The sequence below is a fragment of the Streptomyces sp. NPDC002306 genome (assembly GCF_053593435.1).
Window position 1 is genome coordinate 281267 of sequence record NZ_JBSFCK010000005.1, and the last position, 16326, is coordinate 297592.

The following is a 16326-nucleotide window of genomic DNA, read 5'->3' on the forward strand; positions in this document are numbered from 1 at the left end:
CATCTCCTACGTGTCGAATTGAGCGTCAGCGCTGGGCGTCGGCGAGGGATTCCCGCGCCTTCGCGGCCACGTTCTCGGCGGTGAAGCCGAACTCGCGGAAGAGGACCTTGGCGTCGGCGGACGCACCGAAGTGCTCCAGCGACACGATGCGACCGGCGTCGCCCACGTACTTGTGCCAGGTGAGACCGACACCGGCCTCCACCGCGACCCGCGCCTTCACGGACGGCGGCAGGACGCTGTGCCGGTACCCCTGGTCCTGCTCCTCGAACCATTCCACGCACGGCATGGAGACGACCCGGGTCGGCACCCCGTCGGCCTGGAGCCGCTCGCGCGCCTCGACGGCGACGTGCACCTCGGAACCGGTGGCGATCAGGACGACCTGGGGCTCGCCGCCCTCGGCCTCGAACAGCACGTAGCCGCCCTTGGCCGCGTTCTCGTTCGGCTCGTACGTCGGCACACCCTGGCGGGTCAGCGCCAGACCGTGCGGGGCGCCCTTGCCGAACTCCTTCGTCCAGCGCTTCTGGATCTCGCGCCAGGCGATGGCGGTCTCGTTGGCGTCACCCGGACGGACCACGTTCAGGCCGGGGATGGCGCGCAGCGCGGCCAGGTGCTCGACCGGCTGGTGCGTGGGGCCGTCCTCGCCGAGGCCGATGGAGTCGTGCGTCCACACGTACGTCACCGGCAGGTGCATCAGGGCCGACAGACGCACGGAGTTGCGCATGTAGTCGGAGAACACCAGGAAGGTGCCGCCGTAGACACGGGTGTTGCCGTGCAGCGTGATGCCGTTCATCTCCGCGGCCATGGAGTGCTCGCGGATACCGAAGTGGATCGTACGGCCGTACGGGTCGGCCTCCGGCAGCGGATTGTCCGCCGGCAGGAACGAACTGTCCTTGTCGATCGTGGTGTTGTTCGAGCCGGCCAGGTCGGCGGAGCCGCCCCACAGCTCGGGGATGACGGCGCCGAGCGCCTGGAGGACCTTGCCGGACGCGGCGCGGGTGGCGATGCCCTTGCCCGCCTCGAAGACCGGGATCTTCTCTTCCCAGCCGGTGGGCAGCTGCCCCTGGCTGATGCGGTCGAACTCGGCCACGCGCGCCGCGTCGCCGTTGCGCCACTCCTGGAAGGACTTCTCCCACTCCGCCTTGGCCTGGCGGCCGCGCTCCAGCGCCTCGCGGGTGTGGTCGAGGACCTCGTCGGAGACCTCGAAGGACTTCTCGGGGTCGAAGCCGAGGACCCGCTTGGTGGCCGCGACCTCGTCGTCGCCGAGCGCCGAGCCGTGGGCGGCCTCGGTGTTCTGCGCGTTCGGGGCCGGCCAGGCGATGATCGAGCGCATCGCGATGAACGACGGCCGGTCGGTGACCTTCTTGGCCGCCTCGATCGCGTTGTAGATGGCGTGCGGGTCGAGGTCGCCGTCCGGCTTCGGGGCGATCCGCTGCACATGCCAGCCGTAGGCCTCGTACCGCTTGACGGTGTCCTCGGAGACGGCCGTCTCGGTGTCGCCCTCGATCGAGATGTGGTTGTCGTCCCACAGCAGGACCAGGTTGCCGAGCCGCTGGTGGCCGGCCATCGAGGACGCCTCCGCGGAGATGCCCTCCTGGAGGCAGCCGTCACCGGCGATGGCGTAGATGAAGTGGTCGAAGGGGGACTCGCCCTGGGGGGCGTCCGGGTCGAACAGACCGCGCTCGTAGCGGGCGGCCATCGCCATGCCCACCGCGTTGGCGACACCCTGGCCCAGCGGGCCGGTCGTCGTCTCCACACCCCTGGTGTGCCCGTACTCGGGGTGACCCGGGGTCTTGGAGCCCCAGGTGCGGAAGGACTTCAGGTCGTCCAGCTCCAGGCCGAACCCGGCCAGGTAGAGCTGCGTGTAGAGGGTCAGGGACGAGTGGCCGGCGGACAGCACGAAGCGGTCGCGCCCGACCCACTCGGGGTCGGCGGGGTCGTGCCGCATCACCTTCTGGAAGAGGGTGTACGCGGCAGGAGCCAGGCTCATCGCCGTACCCGGATGGCCGTTTCCGACCTTCTGTACGGCATCGGCGGCCAGGACGCGGGCGGTGTCGACGGCCCGCTGGTCCAACTCGGTCCACTCGAGGTCTGTGGTGGTCGGCTTGGTGCTCACCCTGGGTCAGGGCTCCTCTCCACATGTCGAATACCGGTGTTCTGGGCGCGCGCCCACCGGCTGCCGGTGCACTGGGCGCCCACCGGCGTTGTCGAGCCTACCCCCGTAAGAACGTGCATTTTTTCGAGTCATTCCAGACTGCCGGGACTCCCGGAGATCCGCCTCCCGACTGGTCCGAATCGCATTCGGCAACTGAATACGGAGCTGCTCATCTGACTGCTCAATCGAGCTTCGGTACGCACGTCGGACGAGCGCTCGATCGGACCCTTGTACGCACGTCGGAGCATGTGCGCCAACACGACCCCACCCCCGCGAATGTCCGGGTCTGGGCAACGTCTAGAGTGGCGTGGTACGCGCGGGCCTTTACCCGGACTTCACACGGGAGAGGCCTGCTGGGATGTCTCTGTCAGGGGTGTGCGTGACGGCCGTCGAATCCCGTCCAGCGGGTGGGGGCACCGCCCATGCCATTCGGGCGATGGGGGAGCCCGGGACGAGCCAGAACCCGAGCCACCGGCCGTTCGGGGCCCGTGTCAAGGCGTTCGTGGCGTTGACCAAGCCTCGGATCATCGAGCTGCTGCTGATCACCACCGTTCCGGTGATGTTCCTGGCGCAGCAGGGTGTACCCGACCTCAAGCTGGTGCTGCTGACGTGCCTCGGCGGCTTCCTGTCCGCGGGCGGCGCCAACGCGCTCAACATGTACATCGACCGCGACATCGACGCCCTGATGGACCGCACCTCGCAGCGTCCACTGGTCACCGGCATGGTCAGTCCGGCCGAGTGCCTGGCCTTCGGCATCACCCTCGCGGTGGTCTCCACTGCGCTGTTCGGCCTCACCGTCAACTGGCTGTCGGCCTGGCTGTCGCTCGGAGCGCTCCTCTTCTACGTGATCGTCTACACGATGATCCTCAAGCGGCGCACGTCGCAGAACATCGTGTGGGGCGGCATCGCCGGATGCCTGCCGGTCCTCATCGGCTGGTCGTCCGTCACGAACTCCCTGTCGTGGGCGCCGGTCATCCTCTTCCTCGTCATGTTCTTCTGGACGCCGCCGCACTACTGGCCGCTGTCCATGAAGGTCAAGGAGGACTACGCGCGCGTGGGCGTGCCGATGCTCCCGGTCATCGCCTCCAACAAGGTGGTCGCGCGGCAGATCGTCATCTACAGCTGGGTGATGGTCGTCGTCTCGCTGCTGCTCACTCCTCTGGGCTACACGGGCTGGTTCTACACGGCGGTCGCGCTGGTGGCCGGCGGCTTCTGGCTCTGGGAGGCGCACGGGCTCCAGAACCGGGCGAAGGCCGAGGTGACGGGCGGCAAGCTCAAGGAGATGCGGCTGTTCCACTGGTCGATCACCTATGTGTCGATCCTCTTCGTCGCGGTCGCGGTGGACCCCTTCCTGCGCTAGACGCGTCGCTGGTTTCCCGCACGGGCGGGGTGCGTGGTCAAGGCCACGCACCCCGCCCGTCGCCGATTGATCTACTCGTCGGTAGCATCCTGGCCATGGCAGAAACCAAGCAGGTTGACGAGGGCACCGACGCCAAGGCGGCGGCGAAGGCCGAGCGCACCGCGGCCAAGCTCGCCCAGCGGATCAGCGCCTTCGCCAAGGAGCACGGCGGGGCCGAGGGCCAGGTCGCGTACATCGGTGAGCGGGGCGCCCGGATCGTGCTCGTCGGCGAGGACGGCGGCTGGGGCGACCTGGTGGCGCCCTCCTACGCGGTGGCCGAGCAGGCCGTGGAGAAGTCCGGGATCACCGTCCACGAGGCGTTCGACGGCGAGTTCGCGGCCAAGGTGAGGACCGGACCGTACGAGTGGACCCGGATGGCCGGGATCCAGATCGGCGGCCCGAGCAACGGCTGACGGCCGGCGGGCGTTTCGCACGGGGTGTGCCGGAGCAACACCTGATGCCCGGTTCACCCGTTAGGACCGTAGGGGCCGTGGCGGACACGGTCCCGGGACACGGTCCAGTCGCGGGGAGTCCGGATGATCGAAACGCCGTCCCTCGTGGACCAGTACTGCCACGGCGTACTGAGAACGGAGCTGGGCCTCGGCACCTTCGAGGCCCAGCTGGCCCGCACCGAGGGCCCGCCCGCGCCGGGCACCACCCTCTTCGACACCCAGACCGGGTTCGCCGTACGCCGCTGGTGCCCCCCGCTGCTCGGACTGGAACCGCACTGCCCGCCCGCCCGCTATCTGGCCCGGCGCCGTGAACTCGGCGTGCTGGAGGCCGGCCGCCGGCTGCTGCGCGGCAGCGGCATCACGACCTACCTGGTCGACACCGGGCTGCCCGGCGATCTGACCGGTCCGCCGGAGATGGCGACCGCCGGGGAGGCGAACGCGCACGAGATCGTGCGCCTGGAACTCCTCGCCGAACAGGTCGCCGACACCTCCGGCACCGTCGAGGCCCTGCTCGCCAACCTCGCCGAGGCGGTGCACGGCGCCGCCGCGCAGGCCGTCGCCTTCACCTCGGTCGCGGGAGTCCGGCACGGCCTGGCGCTCGCGCCCGAACCGCCCGGACCGGGCGAGGTGCGCGGCGCGGCGGGCCGCTGGCTGGCCGGACGCCGGGTCGGCGGGGAGCTGAGCGACCCGGTGCTGCTGCGCCATCTGCTGTGGATCGCGGTCGCCTCCGGGCTGCCGCTGCAACTGCACGCGGGGCTCGGCCAGCCGGGGCTGCGCATCGACCGCACGGACCCGGTGCTGCTCACCGACTTCGTGCGGGCCACGGCGGGCCTGGGCACGGACCTGGTCCTGCTGCACGGCTACCCCTACCACCGCCACGCCGCCCACCTCGCGGGCGTCTTCCCGCACGTGTACGCCGACTCGGGGGCCGCGCTCGTGCGCACCGGCGCCCGGGCCGCGACCGTGCTCGCGGAGATCCTGGAACTGGCCCCCTTCGGCAAGATCCTCTTCTCCAGCGGGGCCCAGGGGCTGCCCGAACTGCACGTGGTGGGGGCCCGGTTGTTCCGTGAGGCCCTTGGCCGGGTGCTCGGCGCCTGGGCGGCCGAGGGGGCCTGGTCGCTGGCGGACGCGCAGCGGGTGGCCGGGATGGTGGCGGCGGGCAACGCCAGACGGGTCTACAGGCTGGAGTGACCGGTCCCCGGGACGCTCCTGGGCCGTCCGGTTCTGGAGCGACCGGGCCCCGGAACACACACTCCCGCGCCGTCCGGTTCCGGAGTGACCGGCCCCCGAACTCCCGGGCCGTCCGGTTCCGGAGTGACCGGGCGGCCAGGAAATCCTGGGTGCCCGGTCCCCCTCCCGGGTCAGGCCTTGGTCAGCGTCGCCTCGGCCGCCGGGCCCGGCAGTTCCGCCTCCGCCGTCCACGGACGCTCGCGCAGGGACAGCAGCACCCGCAGCACCGCGATCCACACCAGGCACGAACCGAGCATGTGCAGACCGACCAGTGCCTCGGGCAGGTCGGTGAAGTACTGGACATAGCCGATGACACCCTGGGAGAGCAGCACCAGGAACAGGTCACGCGTCCGGTCCAGCGGCCCCTTGGGCGCGTCCACCGCCTTGAGGACGAACCACAGCGCGAACGTCAACGTCACCACGATCCAGGCCAGCACCGCGTGCAGCTTGCTGATCGTCTCCCAGTCCAGCGGCATCCGCTCGACCTCGCTGGAGTCGCCCGCGTGCGGACCCGAACCGGTGACCACCGTTCCGGCGGCGATCAGCAGCACCGAGGCCGCGACCAGGAACCACACCAGCTGCTGCACCGCCTTGCCGGCCAGCGGCTTGGGGGCGGTGTCACCCTCCCGGGTGCGCTGCCACATCACCGTGGCGACCGCGATCAGCGCGGAGGAGAGCAGGAAGTGGGCCGCGACCGTGTACGGGTTGAGGCCGACGAGCACCACGACGCCGCCGAGGATCGCGTTGCTCATCACGACCCAGAACTGCGCCCAGCCCAGCCGGGTCAGGCTGCGCCGGTACGGCTTCTGCGAGCGGGCGGCGACGATCGCCCAGCCGACCGCCGCGCACAGCACGTACGTCAGCATGCGGTTGCCGAACTCTATGGCGCCGTGGAAGCCCATCGCGCTGGTCGCGGTGAGCGAGTCGGCGGTGCACTTGGGCCAGGTCGGGCAGCCGAGGCCGGAGCCGGTCAGGCGTACGGCGCCGCCGGTGACGACGATCACCACCGACATGACGAGCGCGGCGAGGGCGGCCCGCTGGACGGTCCGCGGTCGCGGGGTCCAGCGCGCGGCGATGAAGGCGAGCGGGTTGCGCACGGCCGCTACGGCGTCGGCGGGGGTCACGTTTGGCACGCGCCCCATCGTAGGGGTCCGCTTGTGCACGCTTTCACGAGGGTCGGCCCGGGCGGTTCGCCGACGCCGGTTCCCCGCTCGCCCGGGCGCTACTCCCAGCGGAAGAACCTGCCCGCGGCCGCCAGCCCCAGGACCCCCCACACGGCCAGGATCCCCAGGTCGCCCCACGGCATCGAGGCCCCGTGCTGGAGGACGTCCCGCAGGCCGTCCGACAGCGCGGAGATCGGCAGCAGGCCGAGCGCGTCCTGCGCGCCGGACGGGAACTTCTCCAGCGGGACGATCACCCCGCCGCCGACGAGCAGCAGCAGGAACACCAGGTTGGCGGCGGCCAGGGTGGCCTCGGCCTTCAGCGTCCCGGCCATCAGCAGGCCGAGCCCGGAGAACGCGGCCGTGCCCAGCACCAGCAGGAGCAGTACGGCGAGCGGGTCGCCGTGCGGCGACCAGCCCAGCGCGAAGGCGATCACCGTCACCAGGAGGACCTGGAGGATCTCGGTGACCAGCACCGACGCCGTCTTCGCGGTCATCAGACCCCAGCGGGGCAGCGGCGAGGAGGCGAGGCGCTTGAGCACGCCGTAGCGCCGCTCGAAGCCGGTCGCGATGGCCTGGCCGGTGAACGCCGTGGACATCACGGAGAGGGCCAGGATGCCCGGGGTCAGGAAGTCGACGGCCTTGCCCGCGCCGGTGTCGACGATGTCCACGGAGCCGAAGAGCAGCAGCAGCAGCGTCGGGATCACGACCGTCAGCAGCAGTTGCTCGCCGTTGCGCAGCAGCATCCTCGTCTCGAGCACGGCCTGGGCCGCGATCATGCGGGGCAGGGGGGCCGCACCCGGCTTCGGGGCGTACGCCCCGGTGATGGTCGTCGTCACGAACGCGACTCCTTGCCCGTGCGCTCCGGGCCGCGGGCCGCGGTCATGAGCGCAGCTCCTTGCCCGTGAGCTCCAGAAATACGTCTTCGAGGGTGTGCCGTTCCACCGAGATCCGGTCCGGCATCACCCCGTGCTGGGCGCACCAGGAGGTGACGGTGGCCAGCAGCTGGGGGTTCACCTTGCCGACGACCCGGTACGAACCGGGCGTCAGCTCCGCGGCCGTGCAGTCCGCGGGCAGCGCCTTGAGCAGGGATCCGACGTCCAGGCCCGGCCGGCCCGTGAAGCGCAGGGTGTTCTCCGCGCCGCCCCGGCACAGCTCCTCGGGGGAGCCGTGGGCGATGACCTGGCCCGCGTCGATGATGGCGACGTCGTCGGCGAGCTGTTCGGCCTCGTCCATGTAGTGGGTCGTGAGGATCACGGAGACGCCGTCGGAGCGCAGGTCCCGGACCAGGTCCCAGGTGGCCCGGCGGGCCTGCGGGTCGAGGCCCGCGGTCGGCTCGTCGAGGAAGACCAGTTCCGGGCGGCCGACGACGGCCATCGCCAGCGCGAGCCGTTGCTGCTGCCCGCCGGAGAGCCGGCGGTAGGCGGTACGGCCGCAGCCGCCGAGCCCGAGGCGTTCCATGAGCGCGTCCACGTCCAGCGGGTGGGCGTGCAGCTTCGCCACGTGCCGGAGCATCTCGTCGGCGCGGGCGCCCGAGTAGACGCCGCCGGACTGGAGCATCACACCGATCCGGGGGCGCAGCTCACCGGCCTGTCTCACCGGGTCGAGGCCCAGCACGCGGACCGTGCCGGAGTCCGCGGTGCGGTACCCCTCGCAGGTCTCGACGGTGGTCGTCTTGCCGGCGCCGTTCGGACCGAGTACGGCGGTGACGCCTGCCTCGGCCGTCAGGTCGAGGCCGTTCACCGCGGTTTTCGTTCCGTACCGCTTCACCAGGGCCTGGACCTGGACGACAGGCTCACTTCGCATGGGTCCAGAGTCTAGGTAGGCGCCGGGCATCCCGGACGGGCGGGTGCGGGAACTCCCTCGCACGGGGTCCCGAGGGGGTTCCGGCGGGGTCCCGACGCGGTCCCGCGCGCGGTTTCGGGGCGGCTCCGACGGGTTCGACACCCCCGTCCGTCGCCCGGCGGCGACGAATTTCGCCGGGTCGGCGCGCGTGCCCGAGGGGCAGGACGGGCGGGCCGCCGACGCGCCCGGCCCCACCTCGCGACCCGCTCCGGGGACGCCGGTCGGCGAGTGCCTCATACGGGACAAGTGGGCCGGTCGGAGCGGGTTTCGGGTTGTCTCCCGGCACCGGCGGACGGGCGGCCGCGACCGGTCCGCTCTGATCGATCAAAGATCGTTTTTTTCCCAGGTCAGCTTAGGTATGCCTAAGTGATGCAGGGCACCGTCCGGCGGAGCGGACGCCGCTTGCCTGGCTCTGAGGAATTACGCAACAATGGTGTTGTGAAATACGTCGGCGAGGCTCGGGAGACCCCCACCGGGGCCCCTCAGGAGGAGCTCGCGACCGGAGAGCGCTCGACGCGCAACCGGGTCGCGCGGTCCATCCTGGACCACGGCCCGTCGACCGTCGCCGAGCTCGCGGGACGGCTGGGGCTCACGCAGGCGGCCGTACGACGGCATCTGGACACGCTGGCCGCCGACGACGTCGTGGAGCCGCGCGAGCAGCGGGTGTACGGCGCGCGCACCCGCGGCCGCCCCGCCAAGGTGTTCGCCCTGACCGACTGCGGTCGCGACGCCTTCGACCAGTCCTACGACAAGCTCGCCGCGGACGCCCTGCGCTGGATCCAGGAGCGGTTCGGCGGGGACGAGGCGGTCGTCGCCTTCGCCCGCGCCCGGATCGCCGAACAGGCCGCCGCGTACCGCGCGGCGATCGAGGCCGCCGCCCCCGACGAGCGCACCGAAGCCCTGGCCAAGGCCCTGAGCGCGGACGGGTACGCTGCTACGGCGCGTAGCGCGCCCCTGCCGCAGAAGGGTGAGCAGCTCTGCCAGCACCACTGCCCGGTGGCCCACGTCGCGGAGAAGTTCCCGCAGCTGTGCGAGGCGGAGACCGAGATCTTCTCCCAGTTGCTCGGCACGCACGTCCAGCGGCTGGCGACCATCGCGCACGGTGACGGCGTCTGCACGACGTTCATCCCCAAGATTTCCGACACCACCCACAACGCATCTGCAAGCACGGCCGGGAGGAACCCCGCATGACGCTCCCCACGGAGACTGCTCACCCCGAACTCGAGGGTCTGGGCAAGTACGAATACGGCTGGGCCGACTCCGACACGGCCGGCGCCTCCGCCAAGCGCGGCATCAACGAGGACGTCGTCCGCGACATCTCCGAGAAGAAGAGCGAGCCGGAGTGGATGACCAAGCTCCGTCTCAAGGGCCTGCGCCTCTTCGAGAAGAAGCCGATGCCGAACTGGGGATCGGATCTGTCGGGGATCGACTTCGACAACATCAAGTACTTCGTGCGCTCCACCGAGAAGCAGGCGGAGTCCTGGGAGGACCTGCCCGAGGACATCAAGAACACGTACGACAGGCTCGGCATCCCGGAGGCGGAGAAGCAGCGCCTCGTCGCCGGTGTCGCGGCCCAGTACGAGTCCGAGGTCGTCTACCACCAGATCCGTGAGGACCTGGAGGAGCAGGGCGTCATCTTCCTGGACACCGACACCGCCCTGAAGGAGCACCCGGAGCTCTTCAAGGAGTACTTCGGCACCGTCATCCCGGTCGGCGACAACAAGTTCGCGTCGCTGAACACCGCGGTGTGGTCCGGTGGCTCCTTCATCTACGTGCCGAAGGGCGTGCACGTGGAGATCCCGCTCCAGGCCTACTTCCGTATCAACACGGAGAACATGGGCCAGTTCGAGCGGACCCTGATCATCGTCGACGAGGGTGCCTACGTGCACTACGTCGAGGGTTGTACGGCCCCGATCTACAAGTCGGACTCGCTGCACAGCGCCGTGGTCGAGATCATCGTCAAGAAGAACGCCCGCTGCCGCTACACGACCATCCAGAACTGGTCGAACAACGTCTACAACCTGGTCACCAAGCGTGCCGTGGCGTACGAGGGCGCGACCATGGAGTGGATCGACGGCAACATCGGCTCCAAGGTGACGATGAAGTACCCGGCCGTCTACCTGATGGGCGAGCACGCCAAGGGCGAGACCCTCTCCATCGCCTTCGCGGGCGAGGGCCAGCACCAGGACGCCGGCTCCAAGATGGTCCACATGGCGCCGAACACCTCCTCGAACATCGTCTCCAAGTCGGTGGCGCGCGGTGGCGGCCGTACCTCGTACCGCGGTCTGGTCGAGATCGGTGAGGGCGCCCACGGCTCGAAGTCCAACGTGCTGTGCGACGCGCTGCTCGTCGACACCATCTCGCGCTCCGACACGTACCCCTACGTGGACGTCCGTGAGGACGACGTGTCCATGGGCCATGAGGCGACCGTCTCCAAGGTCTCCGAGGACCAGCTCTTCTACCTGATGAGCCGCGGTCTCTCCGAGTTCGAGGCGATGGCGATGATCGTGCGCGGCTTCGTCGAGCCCATCGCCAAGGAACTGCCCATGGAGTACGCCCTCGAACTCAACCGGCTGATCGAGCTCCAGATGGAAGGCGCGGTCGGCTAAGCCCCGCCCGTCCTCCCGTCAAGCCACTCACGTAAGAAAGCGAGCAGACCGACAGCCATGGCTGAGGCTCAAAACATCCCTGTGGGCTCCACCACCGCGGGCCAGATCGCGGTGGCCGCCGAGTCGACCGTCGCCACGCGCATGAGCGCGCCCCCGTCCTTCGACGTGGCGGACTTCCCGGTCCCCCACGGCCGTGAGGAGGAGTGGCGGTTCACCCCGCTGGAGCGTCTGCGCGGGCTGCACGACGGCACCGCGGTCGCCACCGGCGACGGCGTGAAGGTCGACGTGGAGGCCCCCGCGGGCGTCACGGTCGAGGCCGTCGGCCGCGACGACGCCCGGATCGGCAAGGCCGGCACCCCGGTGGACCGGGTCGCCGCGCAGGCGTTCTCGGCGTTCGAGAAGGCCGGTGTCATCACCGTCCCCAAGGAGACGGTGCTCACCGACCCGATCCGGATCGCCGTGCACGGCGAGGGCGGGGTCGCCTACGCCCACCAGGTGGTCGAACTGGGTGCCTTCGCCGAGGCCGTCGTCGTCATCGACCACACCGGTGACGCGGTGCTCGCCGCCAACGTCGACTTCGTCCTGGGCGACGGCGCCAAGCTGACCGTCGTCTCCGTCCAGGACTGGGACGACAAGGCCGTGCACGTCGGCCAGCACAACGCGCTGATCGGCCGCGACGCCACCTTCAAGTCGTTCGTGGTCACCTTCGGCGGCGATCTCGTACGCCTGCACCCGCGCGTCGCCTACGCGGGCACCGGCGGCGAGGCCGAGCTGTTCGGCCTGTACTTCACGGACGCCGGCCAGCACCAGGAGCACCGTCTCCTGGTCGACCACAACACCCCGCACTGCAAGTCCAACGTCATGTACAAGGGCGCGCTCCAGGGCGAGGGCGCGCACGCGGTGTGGATCGGCGACGTGCTCATCGAGGCCAAGGCCGAGGGCACGGACACGTACGAGATGAACCGCAACCTCGTGCTGACCGACGGCGCCCGCGTCGACTCCGTGCCGAACCTGGAGATCGAGACCGGCGAGATCGTCGGCGCCGGGCACGCGAGTGCGACAGGCCGCTTCGACGACGAGCAGCTGTTCTACCTGATGGCCCGCGGCATCCCCGCCGACGAGGCTCGTCGTCTGGTGGTCCGCGGCTTCTTCGCCGGCCTGGTCCAGCAGATCGGCGTCGACGACATCGAAGAGCGCCTCCTCGTGAAGATCGACGAGGAGCTGGAGGCGTCGGTCTGATGACGACGTTCCGACGCGCCTGTGGACTGAGCGAGCTGGCGGAGGACACCCCGAAGCGGGTGGAGATCGACGGCACGCCGGTCTCGGTCGTGAGGACCGAGGGGGAGGTGTTCGCGATCAACGACATCTGCTCGCACGCCAACGTCTCGCTCTCCGAGGGCGAGGTGGAGGACTGTCAGATCGAGTGCTGGCTGCACGGCTCCGCGTTCGACCTCCGTACCGGCAAGCCGTCCGGCCTTCCCGCGACGCGCCCCGTCCCCGTATACCCCGTAAAGATCGAAGGGGACGACGTGCTCGTCTCCCTCACCCAGGAGTCCTGAGGCACCCATGGCAACGCTTGAAATCCGAGACCTGCACGTCACCGTCGAGGCCGACAACGCCACGAAGGAGATCCTCAAGGGCGTCGACCTCACCGTGAGGCAGGGCGAGACGCACGCCATCATGGGCCCCAACGGCTCCGGCAAGTCGACGCTCGCCTACTCGCTCGCGGGTCACCCGAAGTACACCGTCACCGGCGGCACCGTCACCCTCGACGGCGAGGACGTCCTGGAGATGTCCGTCGACGAGCGCGCCCGCGCGGGCCTGTTCCTGGCGATGCAGTACCCGGTCGAGATCCCCGGCGTCTCGGTCTCCAACTTCCTGCGCACCTCCGCCACCGCCGTCCGCGGCGAGGCCCCCAAGCTGCGTACGTGGGTGAAGGAGGTCAAGGAGACCATGGAGCGCCTCTCCATGGACCCCGCCTTCGCCGAGCGCAACGTCAACGAGGGCTTCTCCGGCGGTGAGAAGAAGCGCCACGAGATCCTCCAGCTGGAACTGCTCAAGCCGAAGATCGCGATCCTCGACGAGACCGACTCCGGCCTGGACGTCGACGCCCTGCGCGTCGTCTCCGAGGGCGTCAACCGCGTCCGTGAGACCGGCGAGGTGGGCACCCTGCTCATCACGCACTACACGCGCATCCTGCGCTACATCAAGCCCGACTTCGTCCACGTCTTCTCCGGCGGACGCATCGTCGAGTCCGGTGGCGCCGAGCTCGCCGACAAGCTGGAGAACGAGGGCTACGAGGCTTACACGAAGGGTGGCGTATCCGCGTGACGCAGCTGCCGGGCCTCCTCGACACCGAGGCGATCCGCAAGGACTTCCCCATCCTGGACCGACTGGTCCACGACGACCGGAAGCTCGTGTACCTGGACAACGCGGCGACCTCGCAGAAGCCGCGCCAGGTGCTGGACGCACTCAGTGAGTACTACGAGCGCTACAACGCCAACGTCCACCGCGGTGTGCATGTGCTCGCCGAGGAGGCCACGGCGCTGTACGAGGGCGCGCGCGACAAGGTCGCCGCGTTCATCAACGCGCCGAGCCGCGACGAGGTGATCTTCACCAAGAACGCCTCCGAGTCGCTCAACCTCGTGGCCAACATGCTGGGCTGGGCCGACGAGCCCTACCGCGTGGACCACGAGACCGAGATCGTCATCACGGAGATGGAGCACCACTCCAACATCGTGCCGTGGCAGCTGCTGTCGCAGCGCACGGGCGCGAAGCTGAAGTGGTTCGGCCTGACCGACGACGGCCGGCTCGACCTGTCCAACATCGACGAGATCATCACCGAGAAGACGAAGATCGTCTCCTTCGTGCTGGTGTCGAACATCCTGGGCACGGTCAACCCGGTCGAGGCGATAGTGCGGCGCGCGCAGGAGGTCGGTGCGCTGGTCTGCATCGACGCCTCGCAGGCCGCGCCGCACATGCCGCTGGACGTCCAGGCCCTCCAGGCCGACTTCGTGGCCTTCACCGGTCACAAGATGTGCGGTCCGACGGGCATCGGGGTGCTGTGGGGCCGCCAGGAACTCCTGGAGGACCTGCCGCCCTTCCTGGGCGGCGGCGAGATGATCGAGACGGTGTCGATGCACTCGTCGACGTACGCCCCGGCACCGCACAAGTTCGAGGCGGGCACCCCGCCGATCGCGCAGGCGGTCGGTCTGGGCGCGGCGATCGACTACCTGTCCGCGATCGGCATGGACAAGATCCTCGCGCACGAGCACGCGCTCACCGAGTACGCGGTGCGCAGGCTGTCCGAGGTGCCGGATCTGCGGATCATCGGCCCGACCACGGCCGAGGACCGGGGTGCGGCGATCTCCTTCACGCTCGGTGACATCCACCCGCACGACGTGGGCCAGGTCCTCGACGAGCAGGGCATCGCGGTACGGGTCGGCCACCACTGCGCCCGGCCGGTCTGCCTGCGCTACGGAATTCCTGCGACCACGCGAGCGTCGTTCTATCTGTACTCCACGCCGGCCGAGATCGATGCTCTGGTCGACGGTCTGGAGCACGTACGGAACTTCTTCGGCTGAGGGGCGTGCTGAAACGGTGAAGCTGGACTCCATGTACCAGGAAGTCATCCTGGACCACTACAAGCACCCGCACGGGCGCGGTCTCCGGGACGGCGACGCCGAGGTGCACCACGTGAACCCGACGTGCGGTGACGAGATCACACTGCGGGTGAGGTACGACGGCACGACGATCAGCGATGTCTCGTACGAGGGACAGGGCTGCTCGATCAGCCAGGCCTCGGCCTCCGTGCTGAACGACCTCCTCGTCGGCAAGGAACTGGCCCAGGCGCAGCGGATCCAGGAGACCTTCCTGGAGCTGATGCAGTCCAAGGGCCGGATCGAGCCCGACGACGCGATGGAGGAGGTGCTGGAGGACGCGGTCGCGTTCGCCGGTGTCTCCAAGTACCCGGCCCGGGTGAAGTGCGCTCTCCTCAGCTGGATGGCGTGGAAGGACGCGACGGCCCAGGCTCTGGGCGAGGCCGACGCCGAAAGGAAGACGGCATGAGCGAGACCGTTGAGATGAAGCCCGCCTCGGAGGAGGAACTCCGTGAGGCGCTGTACGACGTCGTCGACCCCGAACTGGGCATCGACGTCGTCAACCTCGGCCTGATCTACGGGATTCACGTCGACGACGCGAACATCGCGACGATCGACATGACCCTGACCTCGGCGGCCTGTCCGCTGACGGACGTGATCGAGGACCAGGCCAAGTCAGCCACGGACGGGCTGGTCAACGAGCTGCGCATCAACTGGGTGTGGATGCCGCCGTGGGGCCCCGACAAGATCACGGACGACGGGCGCGAGCAGCTGCGGGCGCTGGGCTTCAACGTCTGAGCCCCTGACCGCGTCCGCGCGAGCGACACGCAGTGGCCCCCGGCGACCGCCGGGGGCCATTGTCGTCGCCGGACTCAGCTCAGGCCGTCCACCAGCCGGAACGCCGAGTCGGAGCGGTACAGGTCGGTGTTCTGGTACGGGTCGAGGCGGAGCTGGAAGCTCTTGTGGCGCAGATAGCGGCCCGGGTAGTTGACCGACTCCAGCATGAGCGCGCCGGAGCCGGCGGCGGACCCGCGGGGGCAGAAGGTGGCGTCCTTGCCGAAGAGGGACGAGCCGTCGTCCCGCTCCGCGCGCAGGACGAAGTCGCGGTGCCGGAGGTAGGTGCCGTCGGCCGCGGCGAAGGAGTAGCAGGATGCGTCGGCCAGGCCTGCGACCCGGGCGAAGGTGGCGGCCCGGCGGGCCGAGGACGAGGTGACGGCGTCCAGCTTCACCAGTCCGCCGCTCATGTGCCAGTAGCGGTCGGGGTAGTTGACCGACCGGACGGACATCGAGTTCGTCGACGGCTTGGACGTGGACGGTGAACCGCCGCCGGAACCAGCCGACTTGGTCGGTCGTGCGGAGCCCGCGGCGCCCGGGTCGCCGGTCTTGGCGGTGGGCGTGGGCGTGGACGCCGTGGCCGCCCCCGTCGTCGCCCGGTCGCCCGCCCCGCCCGGTGTCCCGGTTCCCGGTGCGGACGGGGTGGCGAAGGAGATCAGGCCCGGCACGGTCGCCTCGGGCCCGGGCGCGGCCCTCTTGGTCGTGGGTGACGCCTCGTCAGAGTCCTTGTCCGTGAGGGTGATCGCCATGACGCAGGCTGCGATGGTCGATATCGCGAGAACGCCGGCCAGCCAGAGGCGGCGCGTTCCCGGAGTCCGGGTGGTGTCCGGGGCCCAGCCGTTCTCCCACGGTTGCTGCCGGGGGTGCTGGGACTTGTCTTGTGGCATACGCGGTTCCTTCGGCGGCGCCCGGAGGCGACGGCTGCGGCCGTGATGGTGGGGGGTGTGAGCGGTGAAAGAGTAGTGGAGACATGGTGTTGTGGAAGCCGGTTCGCGTGAGCGGTTTCCGCGCGACGGGCGGGGGTCCGCGCGGCCCGGGCGCGACCC

General features: G+C 69.8%; 16 protein-coding genes. 11 read left to right on the forward strand and 5 right to left on the reverse strand.

Annotation, left to right across the window (positions count from 1 at the left end):
• Positions 1-25: 25 nt before the first annotated feature.
• Entirely contained in the window at positions 26-2113 is a 2088-nt protein-coding gene (gene tkt, locus ACWCQK_RS13270; protein WP_451155103.1) for a transketolase, read from the reverse strand.
• A gap of 412 nt (positions 2114-2525) precedes the next feature.
• Between tkt and ACWCQK_RS13275 the strand changes: the two genes are divergently transcribed.
• The 3 genes from ACWCQK_RS13275 to ACWCQK_RS13285 all read left to right on the forward strand — a co-directional run bounded on the left by ACWCQK_RS13275 (position 2526) and on the right by ACWCQK_RS13285 (position 5194).
• The gene (locus tag ACWCQK_RS13275) at positions 2526-3512 is read left to right on the forward strand and encodes a heme o synthase (protein WP_451155353.1); all 987 of its coding nucleotides are present in this window, start codon (positions 2526-2528) and stop codon (positions 3510-3512) included.
• A gap of 95 nt (positions 3513-3607) precedes the next feature.
• Positions 3608-3964, forward strand: coding sequence for a hypothetical protein (locus ACWCQK_RS13280; protein WP_451155105.1), 357 nt, complete (start codon positions 3608-3610; stop codon positions 3962-3964).
• A gap of 123 nt (positions 3965-4087) precedes the next feature.
• On the forward strand, positions 4088-5194 hold the full coding sequence (locus tag ACWCQK_RS13285; RefSeq protein ID WP_451155107.1) for an amidohydrolase family protein: 1107 nt from the start codon (positions 4088-4090) through the stop codon (positions 5192-5194).
• A 170-nt stretch (positions 5195-5364) separates the two neighbouring features.
• On the opposite strand, the gene ACWCQK_RS13290 is transcribed toward ACWCQK_RS13285, so the two are convergent.
• The 3 genes from ACWCQK_RS13290 to ACWCQK_RS13300 form a co-directional block, all read right to left on the reverse strand.
• Positions 5365-6375, reverse strand: coding sequence for a COX15/CtaA family protein (locus ACWCQK_RS13290; RefSeq protein ID WP_451155109.1), 1011 nt, complete (start codon positions 6373-6375; stop codon positions 5365-5367).
• A gap of 80 nt (positions 6376-6455) precedes the next feature.
• Positions 6456-7172 carry an ABC transporter permease gene (locus tag ACWCQK_RS13295; RefSeq protein WP_451155354.1) on the reverse strand — a complete coding sequence of 239 codons (717 nt, stop codon included), beginning with the start codon at positions 7170-7172 and terminating at the stop codon, positions 6456-6458.
• A 103-nt stretch (positions 7173-7275) separates the two neighbouring features.
• Entirely contained in the window at positions 7276-8199 is a 924-nt protein-coding gene (locus tag ACWCQK_RS13300) for an ABC transporter ATP-binding protein (RefSeq protein WP_451155111.1), read from the reverse strand.
• Between the two features lie 477 nt (positions 8200-8676).
• Between ACWCQK_RS13300 and ACWCQK_RS13305 the strand changes: the two genes are divergently transcribed.
• Genes ACWCQK_RS13305 through ACWCQK_RS13340 form a run of 8 tightly spaced genes read left to right on the forward strand, consistent with a single transcriptional unit; the run spans position 8677 to position 15244 of the window.
• On the forward strand, positions 8677-9429 hold the full coding sequence (locus tag ACWCQK_RS13305) for a helix-turn-helix transcriptional regulator (protein ID WP_451155113.1): 753 nt from the start codon (positions 8677-8679) through the stop codon (positions 9427-9429).
• Complete coding sequence (sufB, locus tag ACWCQK_RS13310; RefSeq protein WP_451155115.1) at positions 9426-10847, forward strand: Fe-S cluster assembly protein SufB; 1422 nt, start codon at positions 9426-9428, stop codon at positions 10845-10847. The genes ACWCQK_RS13305 and sufB overlap by 4 nt, the downstream gene beginning before the upstream one ends.
• Positions 10848-10904: 57 nt before the next feature.
• On the forward strand, positions 10905-12086 hold the full coding sequence (gene sufD, locus ACWCQK_RS13315; protein ID WP_451155117.1) for a Fe-S cluster assembly protein SufD: 1182 nt from the start codon (positions 10905-10907) through the stop codon (positions 12084-12086).
• Positions 12086-12406 (forward strand): non-heme iron oxygenase ferredoxin subunit, encoded by a 321-nt coding sequence (locus tag ACWCQK_RS13320; RefSeq protein WP_451155119.1) that lies wholly within the window; start codon positions 12086-12088, stop codon positions 12404-12406. The genes sufD and ACWCQK_RS13320 overlap by 1 nt, the downstream gene beginning before the upstream one ends.
• 7 nt (positions 12407-12413) lie before the next feature.
• On the forward strand, positions 12414-13178 hold the full coding sequence (gene sufC / locus ACWCQK_RS13325; RefSeq protein ID WP_451155121.1) for a Fe-S cluster assembly ATPase SufC: 765 nt from the start codon (positions 12414-12416) through the stop codon (positions 13176-13178).
• The gene (locus ACWCQK_RS13330) at positions 13175-14431 is read left to right on the forward strand and encodes a cysteine desulfurase (protein WP_385783668.1); all 1257 of its coding nucleotides are present in this window, start codon (positions 13175-13177) and stop codon (positions 14429-14431) included. Before sufC ends, ACWCQK_RS13330 begins: the two co-directional genes overlap by 4 nt.
• Positions 14432-14447: 16 nt before the next feature.
• A complete protein-coding gene (gene sufU / locus ACWCQK_RS13335; protein ID WP_451155123.1) occupies positions 14448-14915 on the forward strand; it encodes a Fe-S cluster assembly sulfur transfer protein SufU in 468 nt (155 codons plus the stop codon).
• Positions 14912-15244 carry a metal-sulfur cluster assembly factor gene (locus ACWCQK_RS13340; RefSeq protein ID WP_030677253.1) on the forward strand — a complete coding sequence of 111 codons (333 nt, stop codon included), beginning with the start codon at positions 14912-14914 and terminating at the stop codon, positions 15242-15244. The genes sufU and ACWCQK_RS13340 overlap by 4 nt, the downstream gene beginning before the upstream one ends.
• Before the next feature lie 74 nt (positions 15245-15318).
• Here the strand turns inward: ACWCQK_RS13340 and ACWCQK_RS13345 are convergent, their stop codons facing one another.
• A complete protein-coding gene (locus ACWCQK_RS13345) occupies positions 15319-16167 on the reverse strand; it encodes an AbfB domain-containing protein (protein WP_451155126.1) in 849 nt (282 codons plus the stop codon).
• Positions 16168-16326: the final 159 nt, after the last annotated feature.

Coding starts and splice junctions, on each gene's coding strand:
- ACWCQK_RS13280 (WP_451155105.1), top strand. CDS start 3,608: ATGGCAGAAACCAAGCAGGTTGACGAGGGCACCGACGCCAAGGCGGCG.
- ACWCQK_RS13285 (WP_451155107.1), top strand. CDS start 4,088: ATGATCGAAACGCCGTCCCTCGTGGACCAGTACTGCCACGGCGTACTG.
- ACWCQK_RS13290 (WP_451155109.1), bottom strand. CDS start 6,375: ATGGGGCGCGTGCCAAACGTGACCCCCGCCGACGCCGTAGCGGCCGTG.
- ACWCQK_RS13295 (WP_451155354.1), bottom strand. CDS start 7,172: ATGATCGCGGCCCAGGCCGTGCTCGAGACGAGGATGCTGCTGCGCAAC.
- ACWCQK_RS13300 (WP_451155111.1), bottom strand. CDS start 8,199: ATGCGAAGTGAGCCTGTCGTCCAGGTCCAGGCCCTGGTGAAGCGGTAC.
- sufB (WP_451155115.1), top strand. CDS start 9,426: ATGACGCTCCCCACGGAGACTGCTCACCCCGAACTCGAGGGTCTGGGC.
- sufD (WP_451155117.1), top strand. CDS start 10,905: ATGGCTGAGGCTCAAAACATCCCTGTGGGCTCCACCACCGCGGGCCAG.
- ACWCQK_RS13320 (WP_451155119.1), top strand. CDS start 12,086: ATGACGACGTTCCGACGCGCCTGTGGACTGAGCGAGCTGGCGGAGGAC.
- sufC (WP_451155121.1), top strand. CDS start 12,414: ATGGCAACGCTTGAAATCCGAGACCTGCACGTCACCGTCGAGGCCGAC.
- ACWCQK_RS13340 (WP_030677253.1), top strand. CDS start 14,912: ATGAGCGAGACCGTTGAGATGAAGCCCGCCTCGGAGGAGGAACTCCGT.
- ACWCQK_RS13345 (WP_451155126.1), bottom strand. CDS start 16,167: ATGCCACAAGACAAGTCCCAGCACCCCCGGCAGCAACCGTGGGAGAAC.